Source organism: Microbacterium sp. NPDC090281 (assembly GCF_044769635.1).
Classification (GTDB): domain Bacteria; phylum Actinomycetota; class Actinomycetes; order Actinomycetales; family Microbacteriaceae; genus Microbacterium.
Genome location: NZ_JBIVYH010000001.1, coordinates 1,707,770 through 1,728,233 on the forward strand (window position 1 = coordinate 1,707,770; position 20,464 = coordinate 1,728,233).

A 20,464-nucleotide genomic window follows, 5' to 3' on the forward strand; every position below is an offset into this window, starting at 1 on the left:
CACACCCGCGAAGGCGGGACATCAGAGACGAACCCATGGCTGAGTGGTCTCCGACGTCCCGCCTTCGTGTTGTCCGGGAACGGACGTGAATCAGGTGAGCAGCTGATGCCTGGCGAGGTCGCGGTACAGCGGCGTCGACTCCACGAGTTCCGCATGGGTGCCCTGGCCGACCACGAGGCCGTCCTGCAGCACCACGATCACATCGCTGTCGACCACCGTCGACAGGCGGTGGGCGATCACGATGAGCGTGCGGTCGGTAGACACCGCGTCGATCGCTTCGCGCATGCGCTGTTCATTGACGCCATCGAGCGAAGACGTCGACTCGTCGAGCAGCAGGATCGGGGCGTCGGTGAGCAGTGCGCGGGCGATCGCGAGGCGCTGACGCTCGCCGCCTGACAGCATCACGCCGTCTTCGCCGACGGGGGCCTCGATACCCAGCGGGTTGCGCTCGAGCACGTCGCCGAGGTTCACGGCGCGCAGCACGCGTTCGCAGTCGGCATCGGTCGCATCGGGCGAGGCGAGGCGCAGGTTCTCGGCGAGCGTGCCGGCGAGGGTGGGCGCGTCCTGCTCGACGTAGCCGAAGTTGGCGCGCAGGTCGTCGCGCGGATAGGTTCGCGCGTCGTGTCCGTGCAGCCGGATCGATCCGCCGGTCGGGTCGTAGAAGCGCTCGATCAGCGACAGGATCGTGCTCTTGCCCGCGCCGCTGGGGCCGACGAGGGCGACCCTGGCGCCGTGAGGCACGGCGAACGACACTCCGCGGAGCACCTCGTGGTCCTTGACCGCAGGAGCCGCGTCCTCGGCAGATTCCAGGTGCGCATCAGCGAGGAGGTTCCGCGCTGCCTTCGCCGCCGCCTGCCGGGCGGCAACGACGTTCGCGGGGTAGTGGAAGTGCACGTCGCGGAACTCGATGGCCGGCGCATCGGGGGCTGCGTCCTCGCGGGGAAGCGACGCGGCGATCTTCTCGTCTTCCTGCGATTCGGTCGGCAGGTCGAGCACCTCCTGGATGCGGCCGAGTGCGCCGAGCGCCTGGTTCACCGAGGTGATCGCGCCGAAGGTGGTGGCGAGCGGCATCACGAGCAGGAACAGGAACATGATGAACGAGATGAGCGAGGCGATCGTGATCGCCCCGGCTGCGACCCGGAAGCCGCCGACGCCGAGGACCACGAGCAGCGAAAGCTGCAGCGCGATGCCGGAGACGGGCACGACGAGGGAGGAGATCTTGGCGATGCGCACGCCGATGCCGTAGGTCTCGGAGGCGAGCTCGGTCACCGCGGCGGCCTCGCGCTCGGTCGCTCCCGAGGCGCGGATCGTGCGGATCGAGCCGACCGCGCGCTCCACACCGGAGGCCAGCTCGCCGACCTTCTCCTGCTGCGCGGTCGACGCCGTGCGGATGCGTCCGCTCAGGAGCACGACGACAGTGACCGAGACGCCGATCACGACGACGATCAGCAGCAGCAGGACGGGGTCGATCACCAGCATCGCGATGAGGGCGCCGAGGAACAGGACGGCACTGCCGACGGCATCCGCCAGTCCCTGGGTGAGCACGGCGTACAGCAATGTCGTGTCGGTGCCGACGCGCGAGACGAGGTCGCCGGTGCGCCGGGCGTCGAACTCCGACGTGGGCAGGTGCAGGATGCGGGCGATCAGCTGGCGGCGACTCGAGTACACCACCGCCGTGCCTGTGCGCTGCAGCAGATAGTGCTGGAAGCCGGAGATGATCGACGACACGATCACGAAGCCGACCAGGAGCCAGACGAGGATCCCGATCCCGGTGTCGGATTGCACCGCTTCGATGACCTGGCCCACGAGCAGCGGCTGCACGAGCGAGGTCGCGGCGCCGATGACGCTGAGCACGGCGACCACGATGAGGGTGCGCTTGTGTTCGAACAGGAAGGGGAGGAGCTGGCGGAAGGTGGCGCGGGGGCCTTCAGGCTGTGCGCCACGTCCGCGGCGGCGTGCTGTCGCCGAACCGGACATGCGGGACCTCGATCTGGAGATGGTACTTCGACCGTACTTCGTTCGCGGTCGAATTCTATGGAGGGGCTGTATGCGGCCTAGGAGCGGCCGAATCGCCGGTGAGCCGCCTGCTTGCTCACGCCGAGGGCGCTGGCGATCGCCTGCCACGAGTAACCGAGGTTCCGGGCGCGACGGACGTTTCCTTCTTCGGCGCGGGCGACCTCTTTGCGCAGCTCGGCGAGCCGGTGCAGCGCAGCCAGGGGCTCGCTCCCGTCATCTTGTGCGATCGCGGTCGGCATTGTCATGATGCACCTCCTTCGTCAATAATCGTTGACGAGCTGACCGTTGTCAATATCTGTTGACGTGACAGACTGGATGGATGCTGTCCGCACCCAAGCTCGTCCCCGGCGATCGCGTCGCCATCCTCTCGCCCGCGTTCGCAGCTCCGGCGGTCGCACCGGCGCTGCACGAGCAGGCGATGCGTCGCCTCACGGAGCTCACCGGACTGATCCCAGTGGAGTATCCGACCACACGCGATCTCGGGGCGACCCCGCAAGCGCGGGCGGCCGATGTGAACGCCGCGTTCGCCGATCCGAGCATCCGGGCGATCCTGGCCACGATCGGCGGAGACGACCAGATCCTCGTCGTCCCGCATCTCGACCCGGCGCTGCCGGTGGCCGACCCCAAACCGTTCGTGGGGTACAGCGACAACACGAACATCCTCAACTGGCTCTGGGGTCTCGGGGTGCAGGGGTACTACGGAGGGTCGACCGCCGTGCACCTGGGCCCTGGGCCCGGCGTCGATGACCTGCACCTGCGGTCGCTGCGCGCGCTTCTGCTCGACGGCGGCGATCTCGAGATCACCGAGCCGGGGGAGTCGGAAGACGTGGGGCGCCGCTGGAACGACCCCCGCTCACTGGTGGAGTTCGGCGAGCGCACCCCGACCGAACCCTGGACCTGGGCCGGGCCGGCGCGACGGGTGGAAGGGGTGACCTGGGGCGGTTGCCTCGAGGTGATCGACGGACTCGCCTTCGTCGACCGGCTCCCCGCGACCGAGGCGCTCGAGGGGGCGATCCTGCTGCTGGAGACGAGCGAAGAGCGTCCGCCCGCCGGCTGGGTGGCGCGGTGGCTGCGCGGGCTGGGCGAGCGTGGCATCCTCGGCGCGGTGGCGGCAGTGGTCGTCGCGCGTCCGCCTGTGAGCGATTTCGAGTTCCACCCGACACCCGCTGAGGCCGCCGCTCTCCGCGCGGCGCAGCGAGACGCGGTCATCGATGTCGTGGGCCGATACAACCCTGAAGCTGTGGTCTGCGTCGGTCCGCCGTTCGGGCACACCCGGCCGCAGTGGATCCTCCCCTACGGCGGCACGATGGTCGTCGACGGTGCCACTCGGACGATCGTCGCCGAGTACTGACCGAGACGGGCGCCCTGAAACGCAGAGCGGCAGCATCCTCGTGGGGATGCTGCCGCTCTTGCTGGTCAGAGTTCGACGGCCGCCGCGACGCCGAGGTCGTCGTCGTAGTCGTTGTCCTTCGTCTCCGGACTCAGGAGCAGCGCGATGAATGTGAGCACGCCCATGGCCGACAGGTACAGCCCCACCAGCCAGGGAGCACCGTCTCCCAGTGACCACAGCCACAGAGCGATCAGCGGCGCGACAGCCGCGCCGAGGATCGACGACACGTTGTAGGCGATCGCCGACCCCGTGTAGCGGACGTTGGTCGGGAAGAGTTCGGGCAGCAGGGCCCCCATCGGCCCGAATGTCGCGCCCATCAACATGAACCCGAACACGAGGAAGGCCTGTGCGAGTGCGCCGGTGAACTTCGGATCGACGGCCGGGAGCAGGAACGTGTTGAACGTGAAGCCGAACACGATGATCGCCCCGGTCACCCACAGCAGCAGCTTCCGGCGTCCGATCGCATCGGCGATGGGTCCGGAGAGCAGCGTGAAGAGACCGAAGAACACCACGCCGATGATCTGCATCAGCACGAAGTCGGTGTAGCCGAAGCCGAGACCGGGGTAGAACTGCGCTGCGAACTTGATCGGGTCGAAGTCGGCGCCCGTCGCCTCGGCAGCGGCCTTCGCTGCTGCAGAGGCTGTCTCGAGCGAGGCGGGCTTGGTGCCGTAGGCGAGCGTGAAGTTCGTCATCAGGTAGAACAGCACGTACGTCGCCAGCATGATGAACGTGCCGAGGATGAGCTGCTTCCAGTGGTGACGGAACACGGTCGCGAGCGGGAGCTTGCGGATCACGCCCTTCGTCTCGGCCTTCTTGAAGGTGTCGGACTCGACGAGCTTGAGCCGCACCCACAGACCGATGATGACCATCACTGCGGAGAACAGGAACGGGATGCGCCAGCCCCAGGAGAGGAACGCCTCGGACTTCAGGACCGGGTTCTCGGCGTGCGGCAGCAGCCAGTTGATCGCGAGGAAGAGGAAGTTGGCGATGATGAAGCCGAGCGGTGCGCCCAGCTGCGGGAAGGTGCCGTACCAGGCGCGCTTGCCCTTCGGTGCGTTCTCGGTGGCCACCAGAGCAGCGCCCGACCACTCGCCGCCGAGCGCGAAGCCCTGAGCGAGGCGGAGGAACAGCAGCAGCAGGGCGGCCCACCATCCGATGTCCTGGTACGTCGGGAGCAGGCCGATCACGAAGGTCGCGATGCCCATCGTCAGCAGCGACGCCACGAGCGTGGCCTTGCGGCCGAACTTGTCGCCGAAGTGGCCGAAGACCACGGCGCCGATCGGACGGGCGACCATCGCGGCACCGAACACCGCGAACGACGAGAGGAGCGACGTGGTGTCGTCGCCGGTGGGGAAGAACAGCACCGGGAACACGAGCACGGCCGCTGTCGCATAGGCGTAGAAGTCGTAGAACTCGATCGTGGTGCCGACCAGGCTCGCGGTGATGACGCGCGAACGAGGATTCGCCGGCGCAGTGGCAGTACTCATGAAGCTCCTCCGATCAGCCCCCGATATCGCAGGGGACTCGGGCGAGTTTACGCCTTCCTGAGTGTTGCCTGTGTGCTCTTACTCTTCCGTGTCGCCGAGGGCGTGGATGGTGACGAACACCGCTCGGGGCTCCAGGAGCTGTTCGAGTTCGAGGACGACGAGATGGTTCGCTCCTGCTCTCGTCGTGGGCGAGGGCACGTACAGCGTGCGCTGCGGGCCGTTGCGCCAATACCGGCCGAGGAAGAAGCCGTTCACGAACGCGAAGCCCTTGCTCCAGGATCCCGCGTCGAGGAAGAGGTCAGCCGGTGCATCCAGGAGGAACTCGGCGGTCCATGCAGTCGGTCCGTTCCCCACGATCTCGTCGGTTGCGTCCGCGCCGATCTCCGCGGCGACATGTGTGGCGATTGCGGCGACGTCCAGCGGCGTCGAACGCCACCCGCTCACTGCCGAGCCGTCGAGCGTGACGGCACCGATCAGACCCTTCTCCTCGCCGAGACGGTGGTCGTAGTTCACTCGCCCCTGATCCTCGACCAGGATGCTGAGGCTGCGGCCATCCGGGATCCGCATCGCTCGGTCGTGCCGGGTGCGGGAGAGCGTGCCGACCACGAGACCGTCGACGCTCACCCAAGCCAGGTCGCGCACCTCATCGACGACGAGGAGTCCGCCCTTCCCGCCCGGCAGGTCGGCGTCGTAGCGCACCAGGGCGCTCAGGTGCCCGAGCGCGTCGAACGTCTGCGGCCGAGAGGTGGCGGGCGCGAGCTCGGCGACCTCGGTCCATGCCCCCGCCGAAGCGAGCGGAACCTCGAACGCCGGAGCAGCATCGGACGCGGCGGGAAGCTCGTCCGGCACCGGAGCGTACTTGGCGATCACCTCGCGGAAGGCGAAGAACTTCTCCGTCGGATTCCCCGCCTCATCGAGCGGGGCGTCGTAGTCGTAGGAGGTGGCGAGCGGCAGATAGCGCCCCTTGTCGTTGGCGCCGTTGGTGAGCCCGAAGTTGGTGCCGCCGTGGAACATGTAGATGTTGACCGATGCCCCGGCTGCCAGGAGTTCGTCGAGGTCGGCTGCCGCGGTGGCGACGTCGGTCGTGTGGTGCACACCGCCCCACCAGTCGAACCAGCCGTCCCAGAACTCCGAGCACATCAGCGGCCCGGTCGGCTGGTGCCGGCGCAGCGTCGCGAGCCGTTCCGTGCTCCGCGAGCCGAAGGAACCGGTCTTGTGCAGTTCGGGGAGGCTTCCGTCGCTGAGCATCCGATCGACCGGCTGATCCACAGTCGTCAGCGGCACCGTGATCCCGGCATCGCGCGTGGTGGCGACCAGCGCCTCGAGATAGGCGCGGTCGGATCCGTACGCGCCGTACTCATTCTCGATCTGCACCAGTATCACGGGGCCGCCGCGGTCGATCTGCCGCGGGGTGATGATGTCGTACACGCGGCGCAGGTACGTGCTCACCTCCGCGAGGAACGACGGCGCAGACGAACGCAGCTCGTCCGGGCCGCCGGTAAGCCAGACCGGGAGCCCTCCGTTGTGCCACTCGGCGCAGATGTAGGGTCCGGGCCGCACGATGGCGTCGAGACCTTCCGCGTGCACAAGATCGAGGAAGCGCCCGAGATCGTTCCATCCGCTCGCGTCCCACTCGCCACGTCGGGGCTCGTGCGCGTTCCACGCGACATAGGTCTCGATCGTGTTCAGGCCCATCAGCCGCGCTTTGCGGATGCGGTCCTGCCACTGGTCCGGATGCACGCGGAAGTAGTGGATGGCGCCGGAGATCACCTGGTGAGGCTGTCCGTCGCGGAGGAAGTCGGTGTCGCCGAGGGAGAAAGAGGTCACGGGGGAGTGCTTTCGATGAAGGCGGGCTGAGCCGGTCCCGATGGAGACCGGGACCGACTCAGCCGCGGGTGTTACTTGTTGACGGTGAAGCCCTGCGAGTTGCCGTACTCGACCAGCGCGTCCTGCCAGGCGACGAGGCCCTCGTTCAGGTCGGTGCCGTTCTGGTACGACTGGCCGACGGTGTCGCCGAAGATGCTGTTCCCGTACACCTGGTAGGGCAGGTAGCTCCAGCCCTCGACCACGTCATCGGCTGCGGCCGCGAGCACCTCGTTGATCTTCTGGCCGCCGAAGTACTCCGGGGCCTCGGCGAGGAACTCCTTGCTGGACAGCTCGGCGGTCGTGGACGGGAAGCCGCCCGACTCGAGGGCGATGGAGATGCTCTCCTCGGAGTTGTTCAGCCACCAGAGGAAGCCGGCAGCGAGCTCCGGATTCTTGCTCTGCTTCGTCACGGCCTGGCCGCCACCGCCGTTCTCCGCGCTCGCCGGGGAGCCGTCGTAGGTCGGCATCGGCGCGACGCGCCAGTCGCCGGCGCCGTCGGGGGCGCCCGAGATGAGGTTGGCCGGCATCCACGCACCGATCACGAGGCTCGCGAGGCTGCCGTCGCCGAGCGCGCGGAACCACTCGTCGCTCCAGCTGCCGTAGGGAGCGATCAGGTCTTCCTCGACGAGGCGGTTCCAGTTCTCGGTCCACTTCACAGAGCCGGCATCCTGCAGGTCGATCGTGACGTCGGTGCCGGAGGTCTCGAACGGCTTTCCGCCGGCCTGCCAGATCATCGAGGTCGCGAAGCCCGCATCCCCGGTGTCGTTGGTGATGTACGCGTCGGGGTTCGCCGCGTGGATCTTCTTGGCCGCCTCGTAGTACTCGTCCCAGGTGGTGGGCACGGCGACACCGGCGGCGTCGAACACGGTCTTGTTGTAGAACAGCGCCATGGGGCCCGAGTCCTGCGGAAGGCCGTAGATCGCGTCGCCGTCGGTCACCGAGTTCCAGGTGGAGGCGGTGTAGTCGTCTTCGAAGTCAGCGAACCCGTACTGCGACAGGTCGGTGAACGCATCCGTCAGCGCGAACTGCGGGAAGGCGTAGTACTCGATCTGCACGACGTCGGGGGCGCCGGAGCCGGCCTTGATCGCGTTCTGCAGCTTGGTGTACTCCTCGTTGTTGGTACCGGCGTTCACCAGCTTGACCTTGGCGTTCGGGTACTCCTTCTGGAAGGCCTCGACCTGGGCCTCGGCGGAGGGCGTCCACGACCAGTACGTGATCTCGCCGCCCTTGTCGAGTGCGGCCTCGATCGAGTCGAACGAGCCGGAGCCCGCGCTGCCGCCGGAACCGGCGTCGCTGCCGGTGCCGCATCCGGCCAGCGCCAGCGCCGCCACGGTTCCTGCGGCGAGCACCACGAGGGTGCGCCGCGTCGGTGAGGGAAGGTGCTTCATTGCTGTGTCCTTTCGGGAGGTGCGATCCAGCGTCGGATCGCAGAGGTGATGCAGGAGAGGTGCGGGGAGCTACTGCTTGACGCTTCCCGCGGTGAGACCTGACTGCCAGAAGCGCTGCAGCAGCAGGAAGGCGATGACGATCGGGATGATCGTGAGCAGTGAGCCCATGATCACGAGGTTGTAGATCGGCTGGGATCCGGCGCCGATGGCCTGGGCGCTCCACTGGTTCAGACCCACGGTGAGGGGGTACCAGGCGGGGTCGGACAGCATGATCAGCGGCAGGAAGTAGTTGTTCCAGGTGGCGACGACCGTGAAGAGCGCGACCGTGACGATGCCGGGTGCCAGCAGCCGCATCGAGATCGTGAAGAAGGTGCGGAACTCGCCGGCGCCATCGATGCGGGCGGCCTCGAGCAGCTCGGTCGGCACCGATTCGGAGGCGAACACCCAGATCAGGTACAGGCCGAAGGGGCTGATCAGCGAGGGGATGATCACGGCCCAGGGCGTATTGGTCAGACCCAGCTCGCTGAACAGCAGGAAGGTCGGGACCGCGAGGGCGGTACCCGGCACTGCCACCGCTCCGAGAACCACCGCGAACACCGCGCGACGCCCGGGGAAGCGGAACTTCGCGAGGCCGTAGCCGGCCATGGTGGCCAGCAGCGTCGCCCCTCCCGCACCCACCACGACGTAGAGCAGGGTGTTGCCGAGCCAGCGAAGGAAGATGCCGTCGCGATACGAGAAGGTGGCGACGAGGTTGTCGAAGAACGCGAAGTCGTCGGCGAACCACAGTCCGAACGAGCTGAAGAGCCCCGCCTGCGTCTTGGTCGAGCTGAACAGCAGCCAGACCAGCGGCACGAGGGTGTACAGCGCGTAGACGATCATCACGATCAGCAGCGTGTTCGACTTGCGCGGATTCATCGGATCGTGACGCTTGCGCGAGGAACGGGCGAGGGGGAGTGCCATGTCAGCGCACCTCAGACTTCGAGCCGCGCAGCTGCACGACATAGGCGATGACCGCGGTGATGACGCCCATGATGATGGCGATGGTCGCGGCGTAGTTGAACTGCTGCCCGGCGAACGACAGGTTGTACGCGTACATGTTCGGGGTGAAGAACGTGGTGATCACGTTCGGGGCGAGCGGGCGCAGGATGTTGGGTTCGTTGAAGAGCTGGAAGCTGCCGATGATCGAGAAGATCGTCGCGATCACGAGTGCTCCGCGCACGGACGGGATCTTGATCGAGAAGATCGTGCGCCACGCCCCGGCACCGTCGAGAGAAGCCGCCTCGTACATGTCGGTCGGGATGGTCTTGAGTGAGGAGTAGAAGATCAGCATGTTGTAGCCGACGAACTCCCACGTGACGATGTTGCCGATCGAGAGCAGCATCCACTCCTTGGCGAACGGGGTGATCGCATCGACGCCGAGGAAGTCATTGATGTTGCTCGTGAGGCCGAACTGGTCGCCGTAGATGTAGCCCCACATCAGCACCGCCACCACGGCGGGCACGGCATAGGGCAGGAAGATCAGGATGCGGAAGAACGATGCTCCGCGCAGACGGGCGCTGTCGAGGGCGAGGGCCGCCCCGAGCGCGAGGAGCAGCATGATCGGCACCTGCACCACGAGGAAGATCAGCACGCGGCCGAACGCCTCCCAGAACTGCGGGTCGGTGAGCGCACGGACGTAGTTGTCCAGCCCGACGAACGCGGTGCCGCCGATCAGCTTCTCCTGGAAGAAGCTGAGGTAGAGCGCATAGGCGAGGGGTGTCAGGAACACCAGGGCGAAGACGACCATGAACGGGCCGACGAAGGCCCAGCCCTTCCAGTCGCGCTTGTCGCGGCGCCGGATGCCGGGGGCACCCAGGGCTGCGGGGATTTCAGTCGTCATCGACGAGTCCTTCTCAAGATCCGGGCGCATCGTGCGCCGTGTGTCAACGTCAACATATTGGATCGACTGGTAGTGTGTCAACGTCAACACATGAGGGGATGGGTGATCGTGATCCCAGAGCATCCGACAGAGGCGCCGACGCGTCGACGTGAGCCCTCGATGGAAGACGTCGCCCGTGAGGCGGGTGTTTCCGGCCAGACCGTTTCTCGCGTCGTCAACGCCAGAGGCTATGTCGGCGCCGCCACACGCGAGCGCGTCGAGGCGGCCATGCACAGCCTCGGGTACCGCCCCAACAGCGCTGCCCGCGCGTTGCGGTCAGGGCGCTTCCGCACGATCGGCGTCGTGATGTTCTCGTTCAGCTCGTACGGTAATCAGCGCACACTCGATGCGATCGCGGTGCGCGCCGCGCAGCTCGGCTATGCCCTCACCCTCATCCCCGTCGAATCGAGCGCCGGAGAGACCGTGGCTGGCGCGTTCCGACGGCTCGAAGAGCACGCGGTCGACGGCATCATCATCGTGATCGAGGCCCACCAGCTCGACGAGGCCGACATCGAGATCCCGGAGGCGCTTCCGGTCGTTTTCGTCGACTCGAACCGCGGCGAGACGCATCCGTTCGTCGACACCGATCAGGCCCAGGGCGCACGGCTCGCGACGGAGCACCTGCTCGAACTCGGCCACGACACGGTGTGGCACGTCACCGGTCCCGCGCGCTCGTACTCCGCCGAGCGTCGCCGCGAAGCATGGCGGGAGACCCTCGAGAAGCACGGGCGGGCCGTGCCGGAGCCGCTCGCGGGGGATTGGACGGCGTCATCCGGCTATGCGGCCGGTGTCGAACTGCGCGAGATCGACGGAGTCACCGCCGTCTTCGCGGCGAACGACCAGATGGCGATCGGCGTGCTGCGCGCCTTCCGCGAGGTCGGGCGCGACGTGCCGGAAGACGTCAGCATCGTCGGGTTCGACGGTTTGCCCGATGCCGCACAGCTGTGGCCGCCGCTGACGACCGTGCAGCAGCATCCGGAACGCGTGGGGGCGCTCGCGGTCGATGCGCTGCTCGCCGAGCTCGACGGGATGGAGCGTCAGCAGACACCGCTCGTGGGCACCGAGCTCATCGTGCGCGAGAGCACGGCGGCGCCGCGCAGGCGCTGAGCGTCGCGCAGGCGCTGAGGGTCAGCGCCAGATGACGGCGAGGCCCGCGTTCAGGAGCGCCAGGATGCCGATCAACCAGAACACGGCGGGCGGCACGGCTTCGCCGCGCTTCTGACGCGCGGAGCCGATGCCCAGCAGGGCGCCGATGATGAGCAGCACGACCAGCTTGACGCCGATCTTGACGTAGTTGAGGTCGTACTCGATACCCCACGGTGCGGCGAGAGCGAGGCCAGCGACACCCGCGATGGCGAGGCCGTAGTCCATGATCTTCGTGATCTGGCGCTTGCCGCCGAACGCCTGCGCGGCCCAGGCGCCGAAGAGCACGGCGAAGCCGATGAGGTGGATGAACACGACGACGTGGCGGAGGGTCTCCATGCACTCACCGTACGAGTGAGGTGAGGTCTGCCGCTAGCAAGGGCAGGCTGACCTCAGCCGCGCAGCTCCCGGGTCACGAGGGCGGTGCGCAGCGCGGCGTCGGCTGCCTCTGCACCCTTGTCCTCCTTGGAGCCTTCGAGACCCGCACGATCGAGGCCCTGCTGCTCGTCGTCGAGGGTGAGCACGCCGAATCCGACCGGCTTGCCGGCATCGAGGGCGACGCGGGTGAGGCCATCGGTGGTCGCCGCCGACACGTACTCGAAGTGCGGGGTCCCGCCGCGGATGATCACACCGAGAGCCACCACCGCGTCCGCTCCGCCGGCGAATGCCGCCTGCGCGGCGATCGCGAGCTCGAAGGATCCGGGCACTCGCACCAGGCGATGTGTGGCCTGCGCCGCATCCAGCACCCGCTCCGCGCCGGCGATCAGGCCGTTCGAGATCGTCTCGTGCCAGGTGCCGGCGACGATGACGACGTTCAGCCCGCGTCCGTCGATGTTTCCGGTCTCGGGTGCTCCTGCGCCGCTCATTTCTCGTCCCTTCCGTGGGCGAGCGCCTCTGCGAGGGCCGCTTCGCCGATGATGTGACCCATCCGGTCACGCTTGGTCTCCAGGTACTGGTGGTTGTTCGGTCCGACGCCGACGATCAGCGGCACCTGCTCGATCACGTCGAGCCCGAGTTCGCGCAGCTGCTCGACCTTGTCGGTGTTGTTCGTGAGCAGACGCACCTTCGACACACCGAGATCGGCGAGGATCCCGGCAGCCGCGGCGTAGTCGCGGGCATCCGCCGGCAGCCCGAGCGCGAGGTTGGCGTCGACCGTGTCGAGCCCCTCCTCTTGCAGACTGTAGGCGCGCAGCTTGTTGATGAGACCGATTCCGCGTCCCTCGTGGCCGCGCATGTAGATCACGATGCCGTCCTCTTTCTCGATCGCGTCGAGCGCGGCGTCGAGCTGCGGCCCGCACTCGCACTTCAGCGAGCCGAACGCTTCGCCGGTGAGGCATTCGGAGTGCACGCGCACGAGAGCGGTGTCGCCGGGCTCGCCCGAGACGACCGCGATGTGGTCGGTGCCGGTGACGCGATCCTTGTAGGCGAGGAAGCGGAAGGTGCCGTGCGTGGTCGGCACGGTGGCGTCGGCGCGCAGGCTCACTCGGCGGCCGCGGTGCGCGCCGGGTGTCGCGCCCTCCGGATCGATCTCGTTGAGGTGGGCGATGAGCTGCTCGATGGTGATGACGGGTACGCCGTCGCGGGCCCCGAGTTCGAGCAGGCCAGGAAGACGCATCATGCTGCCGTCTTCGGCGACCACCTCGGCGATCGCACCGACCGGGTGGAGACCGGCGAGCTTCATGAGCTCGACAGCTGCCTCGGTGTGACCACTGCGCTCACGCACGCCACCGTCGACGGCACGCAGCGGCAGCACGTGTCCGGGGCGGATGACGCTCGTCGACGTCGAGTCCGGGTTCGCCAGCACGTTCAGCGTGTGGGCCCGATCGTGGGCGCTGATGCCGGTCGTGACGCCGTGGGCCGCATCGACGCTCACCGTGTAGGCGGTCGAACGGGCATCTTCGCTGGCGGCGACCATCGGCGGCAGGTTCAGATGGTCGGCGAGGTCAGTGGGCATCGGGGCGCAGATGAACCCCGACGACCACCGCACCGTCCAGGCCACCCACTCCGGGGTCGCGAGCTCGGCCGACAGGATCACATCGCCCTCGTTCTCGCGGTTCTCGTCGTCGGCGACGAGAACGGGACGCCCGGCGCGCAGCGCGTCCAGGGCCTCGGGGATCGTGGAAAGGCTCATCGCGAGCCTCCTTCCGGTGCGGCGCGGAACGCGAGCAGGCGCTCGACGTGACGGGCGAGGATGTCTGTCTCCAGGTTCACGCGGTCGCCGACGGCGCGCATGCCGAGGGTGGTCGCGGCGAGGGTCTCCGGGATCAGGGAGACCTCGAACCAGGGGGACGGGTCGGCGGGGACGCTGACGGCGCTCACGGTCAGGGAGGTGCCGTCGACCGAGATCGAACCCTTGTCGACGACGAGCGGGGCGAGGTCGGTCGGCAGGCTGATGCGCAGCACGCTCCACTGCGCGCCCGGTCGCACCTCGAGCACGTCGCCGACGCCGTCGACATGGCCCTGCACGATGTGTCCGCCGAGCCGCGCGCCGACCGGCATCGCCTTCTCGATGTTCACGCGGGTGCCGATGGATGCCGACCCGATCGCGGCGACGTCGAGCGTCTGCTTCATCACGTCGGTGTCGAAGGTGTCGGCGGTCGAGCCGACCACGGTCAAGCAGACACCCGAGACGGCGATGGACTCGCCGTGCACGGCATCCGCGGCGGCGCGAGGGGCGCGCACGGTCAGGCGCCAGCCGTCGCCTGCGGGTGCGATCGCGGTGATCTCGCCCATCTCCTCGATGATTCCGGTGAACATCAGGCGGCTCCTTCGTTCTGAGGATCTGCGTCTTGGACAGGGTGCGCGATCGCGAGCAGGTCGTCGCCGAGGGGCACCCACTCCTCGACGGTCAGGCGGCGTGCTTCGTCGATGGATCCGACCCCGATGTCGGTCAGGGCGAGTCGGCGCCCGCCGAGCAGCACAGGGGCGATGTAGGCGAGCACGCGGTCGGCGAGCCCCGCCTCGATGAAGGCGCTGGCGAGCGTCGGACCGCCCTCGACGAACAGGCTCTGCACACCGCGGGTGTGCAGGTCTGCCATGACCGCATGCAGATCGTGGGTGTCGAAGAACAGCGGGGTGTGCGGGTGCCGGCGCACCGCGGCGTCGGCCGGAGTGGGCCGCGACCCGATGATCACCGGGATCGGCTGGTGCGGCAGCAGGGCGTCGCCTTCGCGCGCCGTGAGGGCAGGATCGTCGGCGAGGACGGTCCCGATGCCGACCGCGATGGCGTCGGCCTCCGCGCGGCGGCGGTGCACGTCGGCGCGGGCGGCCGGTCCCGTGATCCACTGGCTCGATCCGTCGTCGGCGGCCGCACGGCCGTCGAGGCTCTGGGCCCACTTGACCGTGATGTGCGGGCGCCCGAGTCGCTGGGCCGTGAGCCAACCGTCGATCAGAGCCTGCGCGGCATCCGCCTGCTCGCCGGCCTCGACGTCGACGCCGGCGGCACGCAGCCGTTCGGCGCCGCCGCCCGAGGCGACCCCGGGGTCATCGAGCGCGTAGACCACGCGCGAGACACCGGCTTCGATGAGCGCGACAGCGCAGGGCCCGGTACGTCCGGTGTGGTTGCAGGGCTCGAGGGTGACGACGGCTGTGGCACCGGTGGCGGCACCAGGGTCGAGCTTCGAGAGCGCGTCGACCTCCGCGTGCGGAGTGCCCGCGCCATGGTGCCAGCCCTCCGCGAGAACCGTGCCGTCGGGGGAGAGGATGACCGCGCCGACCTGCGGGTTCGCCCCGCGCGGTCCGCGGGTGGCGAGCTGGAGCGCGCGGTCCATCGCGCTGCGCTCTGCCGCGTTCACTGCCATCCGTCGTCCTCCTCTGAGGCTCCAGGGGCGAGAGGGGGTGGCGGAACGGACGCACGCACGCGCCTCGTGCTGCCTCCCTTCCGGACTAGCGAGGTCTCCCTCACATCACCGTCGGTCCCGGAATTCCACCGGATCGGCATCTCGATCTCTCGAGACGCTCGCGGACTGTCACCGCCGGTTCGGATTCTCACCGACCCCGGAGCACGTTGTTGCTCTGAGTGTACTCAACGCGTCTGGACACATTTCATTCCAAGACATGGACAGGCAGCACCGAGAAGCGGTAGCCGTCACTTCAACAGTCGCGAGAGCCGCCGGTCGGCGAGCACCTTGCCGCCGGTCTGACAGGTGGGGCAGTACTCGAGCGAACGATCGGCGAAGAACACGCTGCGCACCTTGTCGCCGCACACCGGGCAGGCCTCTCCGCGGCGGGCATGCACCTGCATCCCGCGGCGCTTGGCGTCTTTGAGGTCGGCGGGCGGCTTGCCGGAGGCTTCGGCGACCGCCTCGGTGAGCGTCTCGCGCATGGCCTCGAACAGGCGGTCGATCTCCGCATCGTCGAGCTTTCCGGCGATCGCATACGGCGACATGCGCGCGGCATGCAGGATCTCGTCGGAGTAGGCGTTGCCGATGCCCGCGATCACCGCCTGATCGCGCAGCAGCCCCTTGATCTGCATCCGCCGATCGTCGAGCAGCGCGGCGAATGCCTCGCGGGTGAATGAGGGGTCGAGCGGATCGGGACCGAGCCGGGCGATGCCCGGTACCTCCTGCGGATCTCGCACGACGTAGACGGCGAGCGATTTCTTGGTCCCCGCTTCGGTGAGGTCGAACCCGCTGCCGTCATCGAGAGCGATGCGCAGGGCGATGGGTGACTTGCCCGGCTTGATGAGCGTCGTGGGGAGTGTCTCGTACCAGCGCAGCCACCCGGCCTTCGCCAGGTGGAACACGAGGTGCAACTCGTCGCTGCAGGTGAGTACGACGAACTTGCCGAGACGCGCGGACGCCGTGATCGTGGCACCCTGCAGCGCGGTGATCTGCGGGTCGTAGGTCTTCAGCGCAGCGATCGCTGCGACGGTCGCCTTGGTGATGGTCCGGCCCACCGCGCGCTCGCCGAGAAAGGCGGTGAGTCCCTGCACTTCCGGCATCTCGGGCATGCGTTCATCCTGCCATCCGCCGTCGACACTGGGCCAGCGGCAGCTCAGAGGATCGGCCAGCGGCAGCTCAGAGGATCGGCCAGTCGACCGGCGTGCGGTCATCCGTCGGCAGCAGCCCGGCCATCCATCCGTCGTCGCGGCCACGCGGACTCGTGAGGGCCTGGCGCTGGAGGCCCTCATAGCGGAAGCCGAGGGCACGGGCGGCGCGTGCAGAGGGGATGTTCCCCGCCACGGCCTGCCACCGGATGCGCGCGAGTCCGAGCCCTGTGAAACCCCAGTCGATCACGGCGCGGGCGGCCTCGACAAGGTACCCCTTGCCGCGGGCGTCGGCCGTGACCCAGTAGCCCAGCTCCGCGTGCCTGCCGGTGAAGTGATCGCCGATGTTGTGAAGACCGATCATGCCGATGAGGACGCCGTCGGCGTGCAGGCCCCACACGTACTCCGAGTCGTCAGCCCACGAGCCGGTCACGAGACGCACGAACGACTCGGCATCGCCGCGCGTGTACGGGCTCGGGACAGTCGTCCACCGTGGGATCTCCGGGTCCTGGCACGCGTTCGCGATCGCATCGACATCCGCCTCGGATGGTGCGCGCAGCACGAGTCGTTCGGTGGTCAGGGTGACGGATTCCATCCCGACAGCGTAGTGAGCCCGAAGCGGAGACGACGGGCGCGGGCCGGAGTGTCCGTGGGCGCGACTAGTCTTATCCGGTGACTGTTCCGGGGATTCTGCGCGCCTTGGAAGAGGCGTCTCTGTACCGTGACGCCCTCAGCTGGGCGCACACCGACGCCGACCTCGGCCTGGTCGACGGACTCGATGCTCCGGCGCTCGCCGGTCTGCTCGAGAAGCGGACCGCGGCGGGACACCCGGCGGCCCTCCTCGCGGTCGTACCCACGGGTCGACGAGCCGAGAGCCTCGCGCTGGCGATGCAGGCCTATCTGCCCGACGCCGACATCCTCACCTTCCCGGCGTGGGAGACCCTTCCGCACGAGCGGCTCAGTCCGAGCCCCGACACGGTCGGTCAGCGCCTGCAGACGCTCCGTCGGATCGCGGACTGGTCGGGCGATCACCCCCTCGTCGTCATCGCCTCGGTGCGGGCAGCACTGCAGCCGATCGCGGGGAACCTGGGCGAGATCGCCCCTCTCGAACTCGCGTCGGGCAGCCGAGGCCACGAGCTCGACCGTGTCGTCGAGCAGCTGGTCGAGCGGGCGTACTCCCGGGTCGACATGGTGTCGCGGCGTGGCGAGTTCGCGGTGCGCGGAGGCATCCTCGATGTCTTCCCGCCGGTCTCGGAGCACCCGTACCGCGTGGAGTTCTTCGGCGACGAGATCGATCAGATCCGTGCTTTCTCGGTCGCAGATCAGCGGTCGCTCCCCGGCGATGTCTCCGGTGTCGACCTCCCTCCGACGCGCGAACTGCTGCTCACGGCCGACGTCCGCGATCGCGCGCGTGCGCTCGTCGGCACGTTCCCGGCGATCTCCGGCATGCTCGAGAAGATGGCCGAGGGCATCCCGGTCGAGGGGATGGAATCGCTGCTGCCGGCGGTGGCCGGACCACTCAAGTCCCTTGCCGAGTATCTGCCTGCCGGCAGTGCCACGGCCGTCGTCGACCCCGAGCGCTCGACAGCGCGCGCCATCACCCTGCGCGAGACGAACCGCGAGTTCCTCGACGCCGCCTGGAGCGCGGCCACATCCGGCGCCTCCGCACCCATCGACCTCGGTGCCGGCGATTTCCTGACGATCGCCGAGCTGCGTGAGGTGGTGCGCGACCGCGGGGGTGTGTGGTGGCGGCTGAGTCCGTTCGGCGCGGGGCTCGGCGAGGGCGACGTCGATGCCGCGAACCTCGGCGCCGCCGTCATCCCCTCCTTCCACGGCAACGTCGACGGGGCGATCTCCTTCGTCGAGGCGAAGGTGACCGACGGCTGGCGGGTGGTGGTGATCGCGGCCGGTCACGGTCTGGTCGACCGGGCTCGCGATGTGCTCGCCGACCGGGGACTTGCCGCACGCGTCGTCGAGACATTGACCGACGCACCGGAGGGCGGTGTCGCGACGCTGGTCACCGGATCGGTCGAGGCCGGTTTCCAGGTGGCGGAGGCGAAGCTCGCCGTCCTCACCGACAACGAGTTCTACGGCCGCACGATCGGCGGCGACCAGCGTGTCGTCAAGAAGCTCGCGTCCCGTCGCAAGAACGTCGTCGACCCGCTGCAACTCAAGCAGGGTGACTTCGTCGTGCACGCGACCCACGGCATCGGCCGCTTCGTCGAGATGACCCAGCGCGAGGTGTCCACCGGCGGCCGCAACGCCACCAAGTCGATCCGCGACTACCTCGTGCTCGAGTACGCACCGTCCAAGCGCGGCTACCCGGGCGACAAGCTGTTCGTTCCGACCGATCAGCTTGACGCCCTCTCGAAGTACGTCGGCGGCGAGGCCCCGACGCTCTCGAAGATGGGCGGCAGCGACTGGTCGCAGGCCAAGGGCAAGGCCCGCAAGGCCGTTCGGGACATCGCCGTCGAGCTCGTGAAGCTCTACTCCGCCCGCATGAGCGCGAAGGGCCACGCTTTCGGGCCGGACACCCCATGGCAGCGCGAGCTGGAGGAGGCGTTCCCGTTCGCCGAGACGCCCGATCAGCTGCAGACCATCGACGAGATCAAGGCCGACATGGAGCGGCCCATCCCGATGGACCGGCTACTCTCCGGTGACGTCGGCTTCGGCAAGACCGAGGTCGCCGTGCGCGCGGCCTTCAAGGCGATCCAGGACGGCAAGCAGGTCGCGATGCTCGTGCCGACGACGCTGCTCGTGAAGCAGCACATGGAAACATTCACGGAGCGCTTCGCAGGCTTCCCGGTGAAGGTGCGAGCGCTGTCGCGGTTCCAGACTGACAAGGAGGCCAGGCTCACACTGCAGGGTCTGCTCGAGGGGTCGGTCGACATGGTGATCGGCACGCACCGCATCCTCACCGAGGGCGTCCTGTTCAAAGACCTCGGCCTGATGATCATCGATGAGGAGCAGCGGTTCGGCGTCGAGCACAAGGACACGCTCAAGAAGATGAAGACCAACGTCGACATCCTCGCCATGAGCGCGACGCCCATCCCGCGCACGCTCGAGATGGCGGTGACGGGGATCAGGGAGATGTCGACCCTCGCGACCCCGCCGGAGGACCGGCACCCGATCCTCTCCTTCGTCGGACCCCGCAGCGACAAGCAGATGACGGCGGCGATCCGTCGTGAGATCCTGCGCGAGGGACAGATCTTCTTCGTCCACAACCGCGTGCAGTCGATCCAGCGCGTGGCGAGTGAGTTGGCCGAGCTCGTGCCGGAAGCGCGAATCGCCGTCGCCCACGGGCAGATGGGCGAGCACCAGCTCGAGCAGGTCGTCGACGACTTCTGGGAGCGCAAGTTCGACGTGCTCGTCTCGACGACGATCATCGAGACCGGCCTCGACATCGCGAACGCGAACACGATCATCATCGACCGTGCAGACAAGTACGGCCTCAGCCAGCTGCACCAGCTGCGCGGCCGCGTCGGTCGTGGCCGCGAGCGCGCCTACGCGTACTTCCTGTACGACGAGATGAAGCCGCTCTCGGAGACCGCGGCCGACCGTCTGCAGACGATCGCGGTCAACAACGAGCTGGGCTCGGGCATGCAGGTGGCCCTGAAAGACCTCGAACTGCGCGGCGCGGGAAACATGCTGGGTGCAGAGCAGGCCGGTCACATCGCCGGTGTGGGCTTCGACCTCTATCTGCGCATGATCGGCGAGGCCGTCGCGACCTTCCGCGGCGACGAGGTCGAGACCGGGCAGGAGCTGCGACTCGAGCTGCCGCTGGATGCCCGTATCCCCGAGTACTACATCGACAGCGAGCGACTGCGCCTGGAGGCTTACCAGAAGCTCTCGGCGGCTTCGGCGGCGACGGCGAAGGACGACGCGATCGACCTGGTGATCGAGGAGCTCATCGACCGGTACGGCACTCCGCCCGAAGAGGTCGAGGGGCTGCTGGCGATCTCGCGGCTGCGCCGCCGTGCCGCCAGAGCAGGGCTGACGGATGTCGTCGTGATGGGCTCGAACCTGCGCATCGCGCCGGCACACCTCGAAGACTCGATCAAGGTGCGGTTGCAACGGCTGTACCCGAAGGCGAAGCTCGTCGCCGGGGGAGAGGCGCTGGTCGTGCCGATGCCCACCATCCCTGCCGCGGTCGGCGTCGGTCTCGAGCCGTTGACCGACGCTCCGCTGCTCGAGTGGGTCGGCCAGCTCTTCACCGCGATCTTCCCCGAGCCGGTGAAGGCCGAGTAGCGCGCGGCGGCAGTCGCAGGA

The 20,464-nt window shown here is 68.2% G+C and carries 17 protein-coding genes and 1 riboswitch; of the genes, 3 read left to right on the forward strand and 14 right to left on the reverse strand.

Features of this window, described 5'->3' with window-relative positions; genetic code table 11:
• Positions 1-90: 90 nt before the first annotated feature.
• A complete protein-coding gene (locus ACIQTX_RS08260) occupies positions 91-1,977 on the reverse strand; it encodes an ABC transporter ATP-binding protein (protein WP_402971097.1) in 1,887 nt (628 codons plus the stop codon).
• 77 nt (positions 1,978-2,054) lie between these two features.
• Positions 2,055-2,261: a transcriptional regulator gene (locus ACIQTX_RS08265; protein ID WP_105526702.1), complete on the reverse strand. Its 207-nt coding sequence runs from the start codon at positions 2,259-2,261 to the stop codon at positions 2,055-2,057.
• 74 nt (positions 2,262-2,335) lie between these two features.
• On the opposite strand from ACIQTX_RS08265, the gene ACIQTX_RS08270 reads away from it, so the two are divergent.
• Positions 2,336-3,367, forward strand: a complete 1,032-nt coding sequence (locus ACIQTX_RS08270) for an LD-carboxypeptidase (RefSeq protein ID WP_402971101.1) — start codon at positions 2,336-2,338, stop codon at positions 3,365-3,367.
• A gap of 65 nt (positions 3,368-3,432) precedes the next feature.
• Here ACIQTX_RS08270 and ACIQTX_RS08275 read toward each other — a convergent pair whose 3' ends face one another.
• The 5 genes from ACIQTX_RS08275 to ACIQTX_RS08295 form a co-directional block, all read right to left on the reverse strand.
• Complete coding sequence (locus ACIQTX_RS08275) at positions 3,433-4,893, reverse strand: MFS transporter (protein WP_402971104.1); 1,461 nt, start codon at positions 4,891-4,893, stop codon at positions 3,433-3,435.
• A gap of 78 nt (positions 4,894-4,971) precedes the next feature.
• Positions 4,972-6,720: a beta-galactosidase family protein gene (locus ACIQTX_RS08280; RefSeq protein ID WP_402971107.1), complete on the reverse strand. Its 1,749-nt coding sequence runs from the start codon at positions 6,718-6,720 to the stop codon at positions 4,972-4,974.
• A gap of 71 nt (positions 6,721-6,791) precedes the next feature.
• The gene (locus ACIQTX_RS08285) at positions 6,792-8,147 is read right to left on the reverse strand and encodes an ABC transporter substrate-binding protein (protein ID WP_402971110.1); all 1,356 of its coding nucleotides are present in this window, start codon (positions 8,145-8,147) and stop codon (positions 6,792-6,794) included.
• Between the two features lie 69 nt (positions 8,148-8,216).
• Positions 8,217-9,062, reverse strand: coding sequence for a carbohydrate ABC transporter permease (locus ACIQTX_RS08290; protein ID WP_028503759.1), 846 nt, complete (start codon positions 9,060-9,062; stop codon positions 8,217-8,219).
• A gap of 46 nt (positions 9,063-9,108) precedes the next feature.
• Positions 9,109-10,026 (reverse strand): carbohydrate ABC transporter permease, encoded by a 918-nt coding sequence (locus ACIQTX_RS08295; protein WP_028503760.1) that lies wholly within the window; start codon positions 10,024-10,026, stop codon positions 9,109-9,111.
• A gap of 159 nt (positions 10,027-10,185) precedes the next feature.
• Between ACIQTX_RS08295 and ACIQTX_RS08300 the strand changes: the two genes are divergently transcribed.
• Positions 10,186-11,172 carry a LacI family DNA-binding transcriptional regulator gene (locus ACIQTX_RS08300; protein WP_402972989.1) on the forward strand — a complete coding sequence of 329 codons (987 nt, stop codon included), beginning with the start codon at positions 10,186-10,188 and terminating at the stop codon, positions 11,170-11,172.
• Between the two features lie 21 nt (positions 11,173-11,193).
• Here ACIQTX_RS08300 and ACIQTX_RS08305 read toward each other — a convergent pair whose 3' ends face one another.
• The 7 genes from ACIQTX_RS08305 to ACIQTX_RS08335 form a co-directional block, all read right to left on the reverse strand.
• Positions 11,194-11,547, reverse strand: a complete 354-nt coding sequence (locus ACIQTX_RS08305) for a Fe-S protein (RefSeq protein WP_402971113.1) — start codon at positions 11,545-11,547, stop codon at positions 11,194-11,196.
• 53 nt (positions 11,548-11,600) lie between these two features.
• On the reverse strand, positions 11,601-12,074 hold the full coding sequence (ribH, locus tag ACIQTX_RS08310; protein ID WP_028503763.1) for a 6,7-dimethyl-8-ribityllumazine synthase: 474 nt from the start codon (positions 12,072-12,074) through the stop codon (positions 11,601-11,603).
• Positions 12,071-13,339: a bifunctional 3,4-dihydroxy-2-butanone-4-phosphate synthase/GTP cyclohydrolase II gene (locus ACIQTX_RS08315; RefSeq protein WP_028503764.1), complete on the reverse strand. Its 1,269-nt coding sequence runs from the start codon at positions 13,337-13,339 to the stop codon at positions 12,071-12,073. Before ACIQTX_RS08315 ends, ribH begins: the two co-directional genes overlap by 4 nt.
• Positions 13,336-13,965, reverse strand: a complete 630-nt coding sequence (locus ACIQTX_RS08320; protein ID WP_402971118.1) for a riboflavin synthase — start codon at positions 13,963-13,965, stop codon at positions 13,336-13,338. Before ACIQTX_RS08320 ends, ACIQTX_RS08315 begins: the two co-directional genes overlap by 4 nt.
• A complete protein-coding gene (ribD, locus tag ACIQTX_RS08325; RefSeq protein WP_402971121.1) occupies positions 13,965-15,008 on the reverse strand; it encodes a bifunctional diaminohydroxyphosphoribosylaminopyrimidine deaminase/5-amino-6-(5-phosphoribosylamino)uracil reductase RibD in 1,044 nt (347 codons plus the stop codon). The genes ACIQTX_RS08320 and ribD overlap by 1 nt, the downstream gene beginning before the upstream one ends.
• Before the next feature lie 63 nt (positions 15,009-15,071).
• Positions 15,072-15,216, reverse strand: a riboswitch (FMN riboswitch).
• Between the two features lie 79 nt (positions 15,217-15,295).
• The gene (locus tag ACIQTX_RS08330) at positions 15,296-16,159 is read right to left on the reverse strand and encodes an Fpg/Nei family DNA glycosylase (RefSeq protein ID WP_402971123.1); all 864 of its coding nucleotides are present in this window, start codon (positions 16,157-16,159) and stop codon (positions 15,296-15,298) included.
• Between the two features lie 67 nt (positions 16,160-16,226).
• Complete coding sequence (locus tag ACIQTX_RS08335; RefSeq protein WP_402971125.1) at positions 16,227-16,790, reverse strand: GNAT family N-acetyltransferase; 564 nt, start codon at positions 16,788-16,790, stop codon at positions 16,227-16,229.
• A 77-nt stretch (positions 16,791-16,867) separates the two neighbouring features.
• Between ACIQTX_RS08335 and mfd the strand changes: the two genes are divergently transcribed.
• Positions 16,868-20,443, forward strand: a complete 3,576-nt coding sequence (gene mfd / locus ACIQTX_RS08340) for a transcription-repair coupling factor (RefSeq protein ID WP_402971128.1) — start codon at positions 16,868-16,870, stop codon at positions 20,441-20,443.
• Positions 20,444-20,464 lie beyond the last annotated feature (21 nt).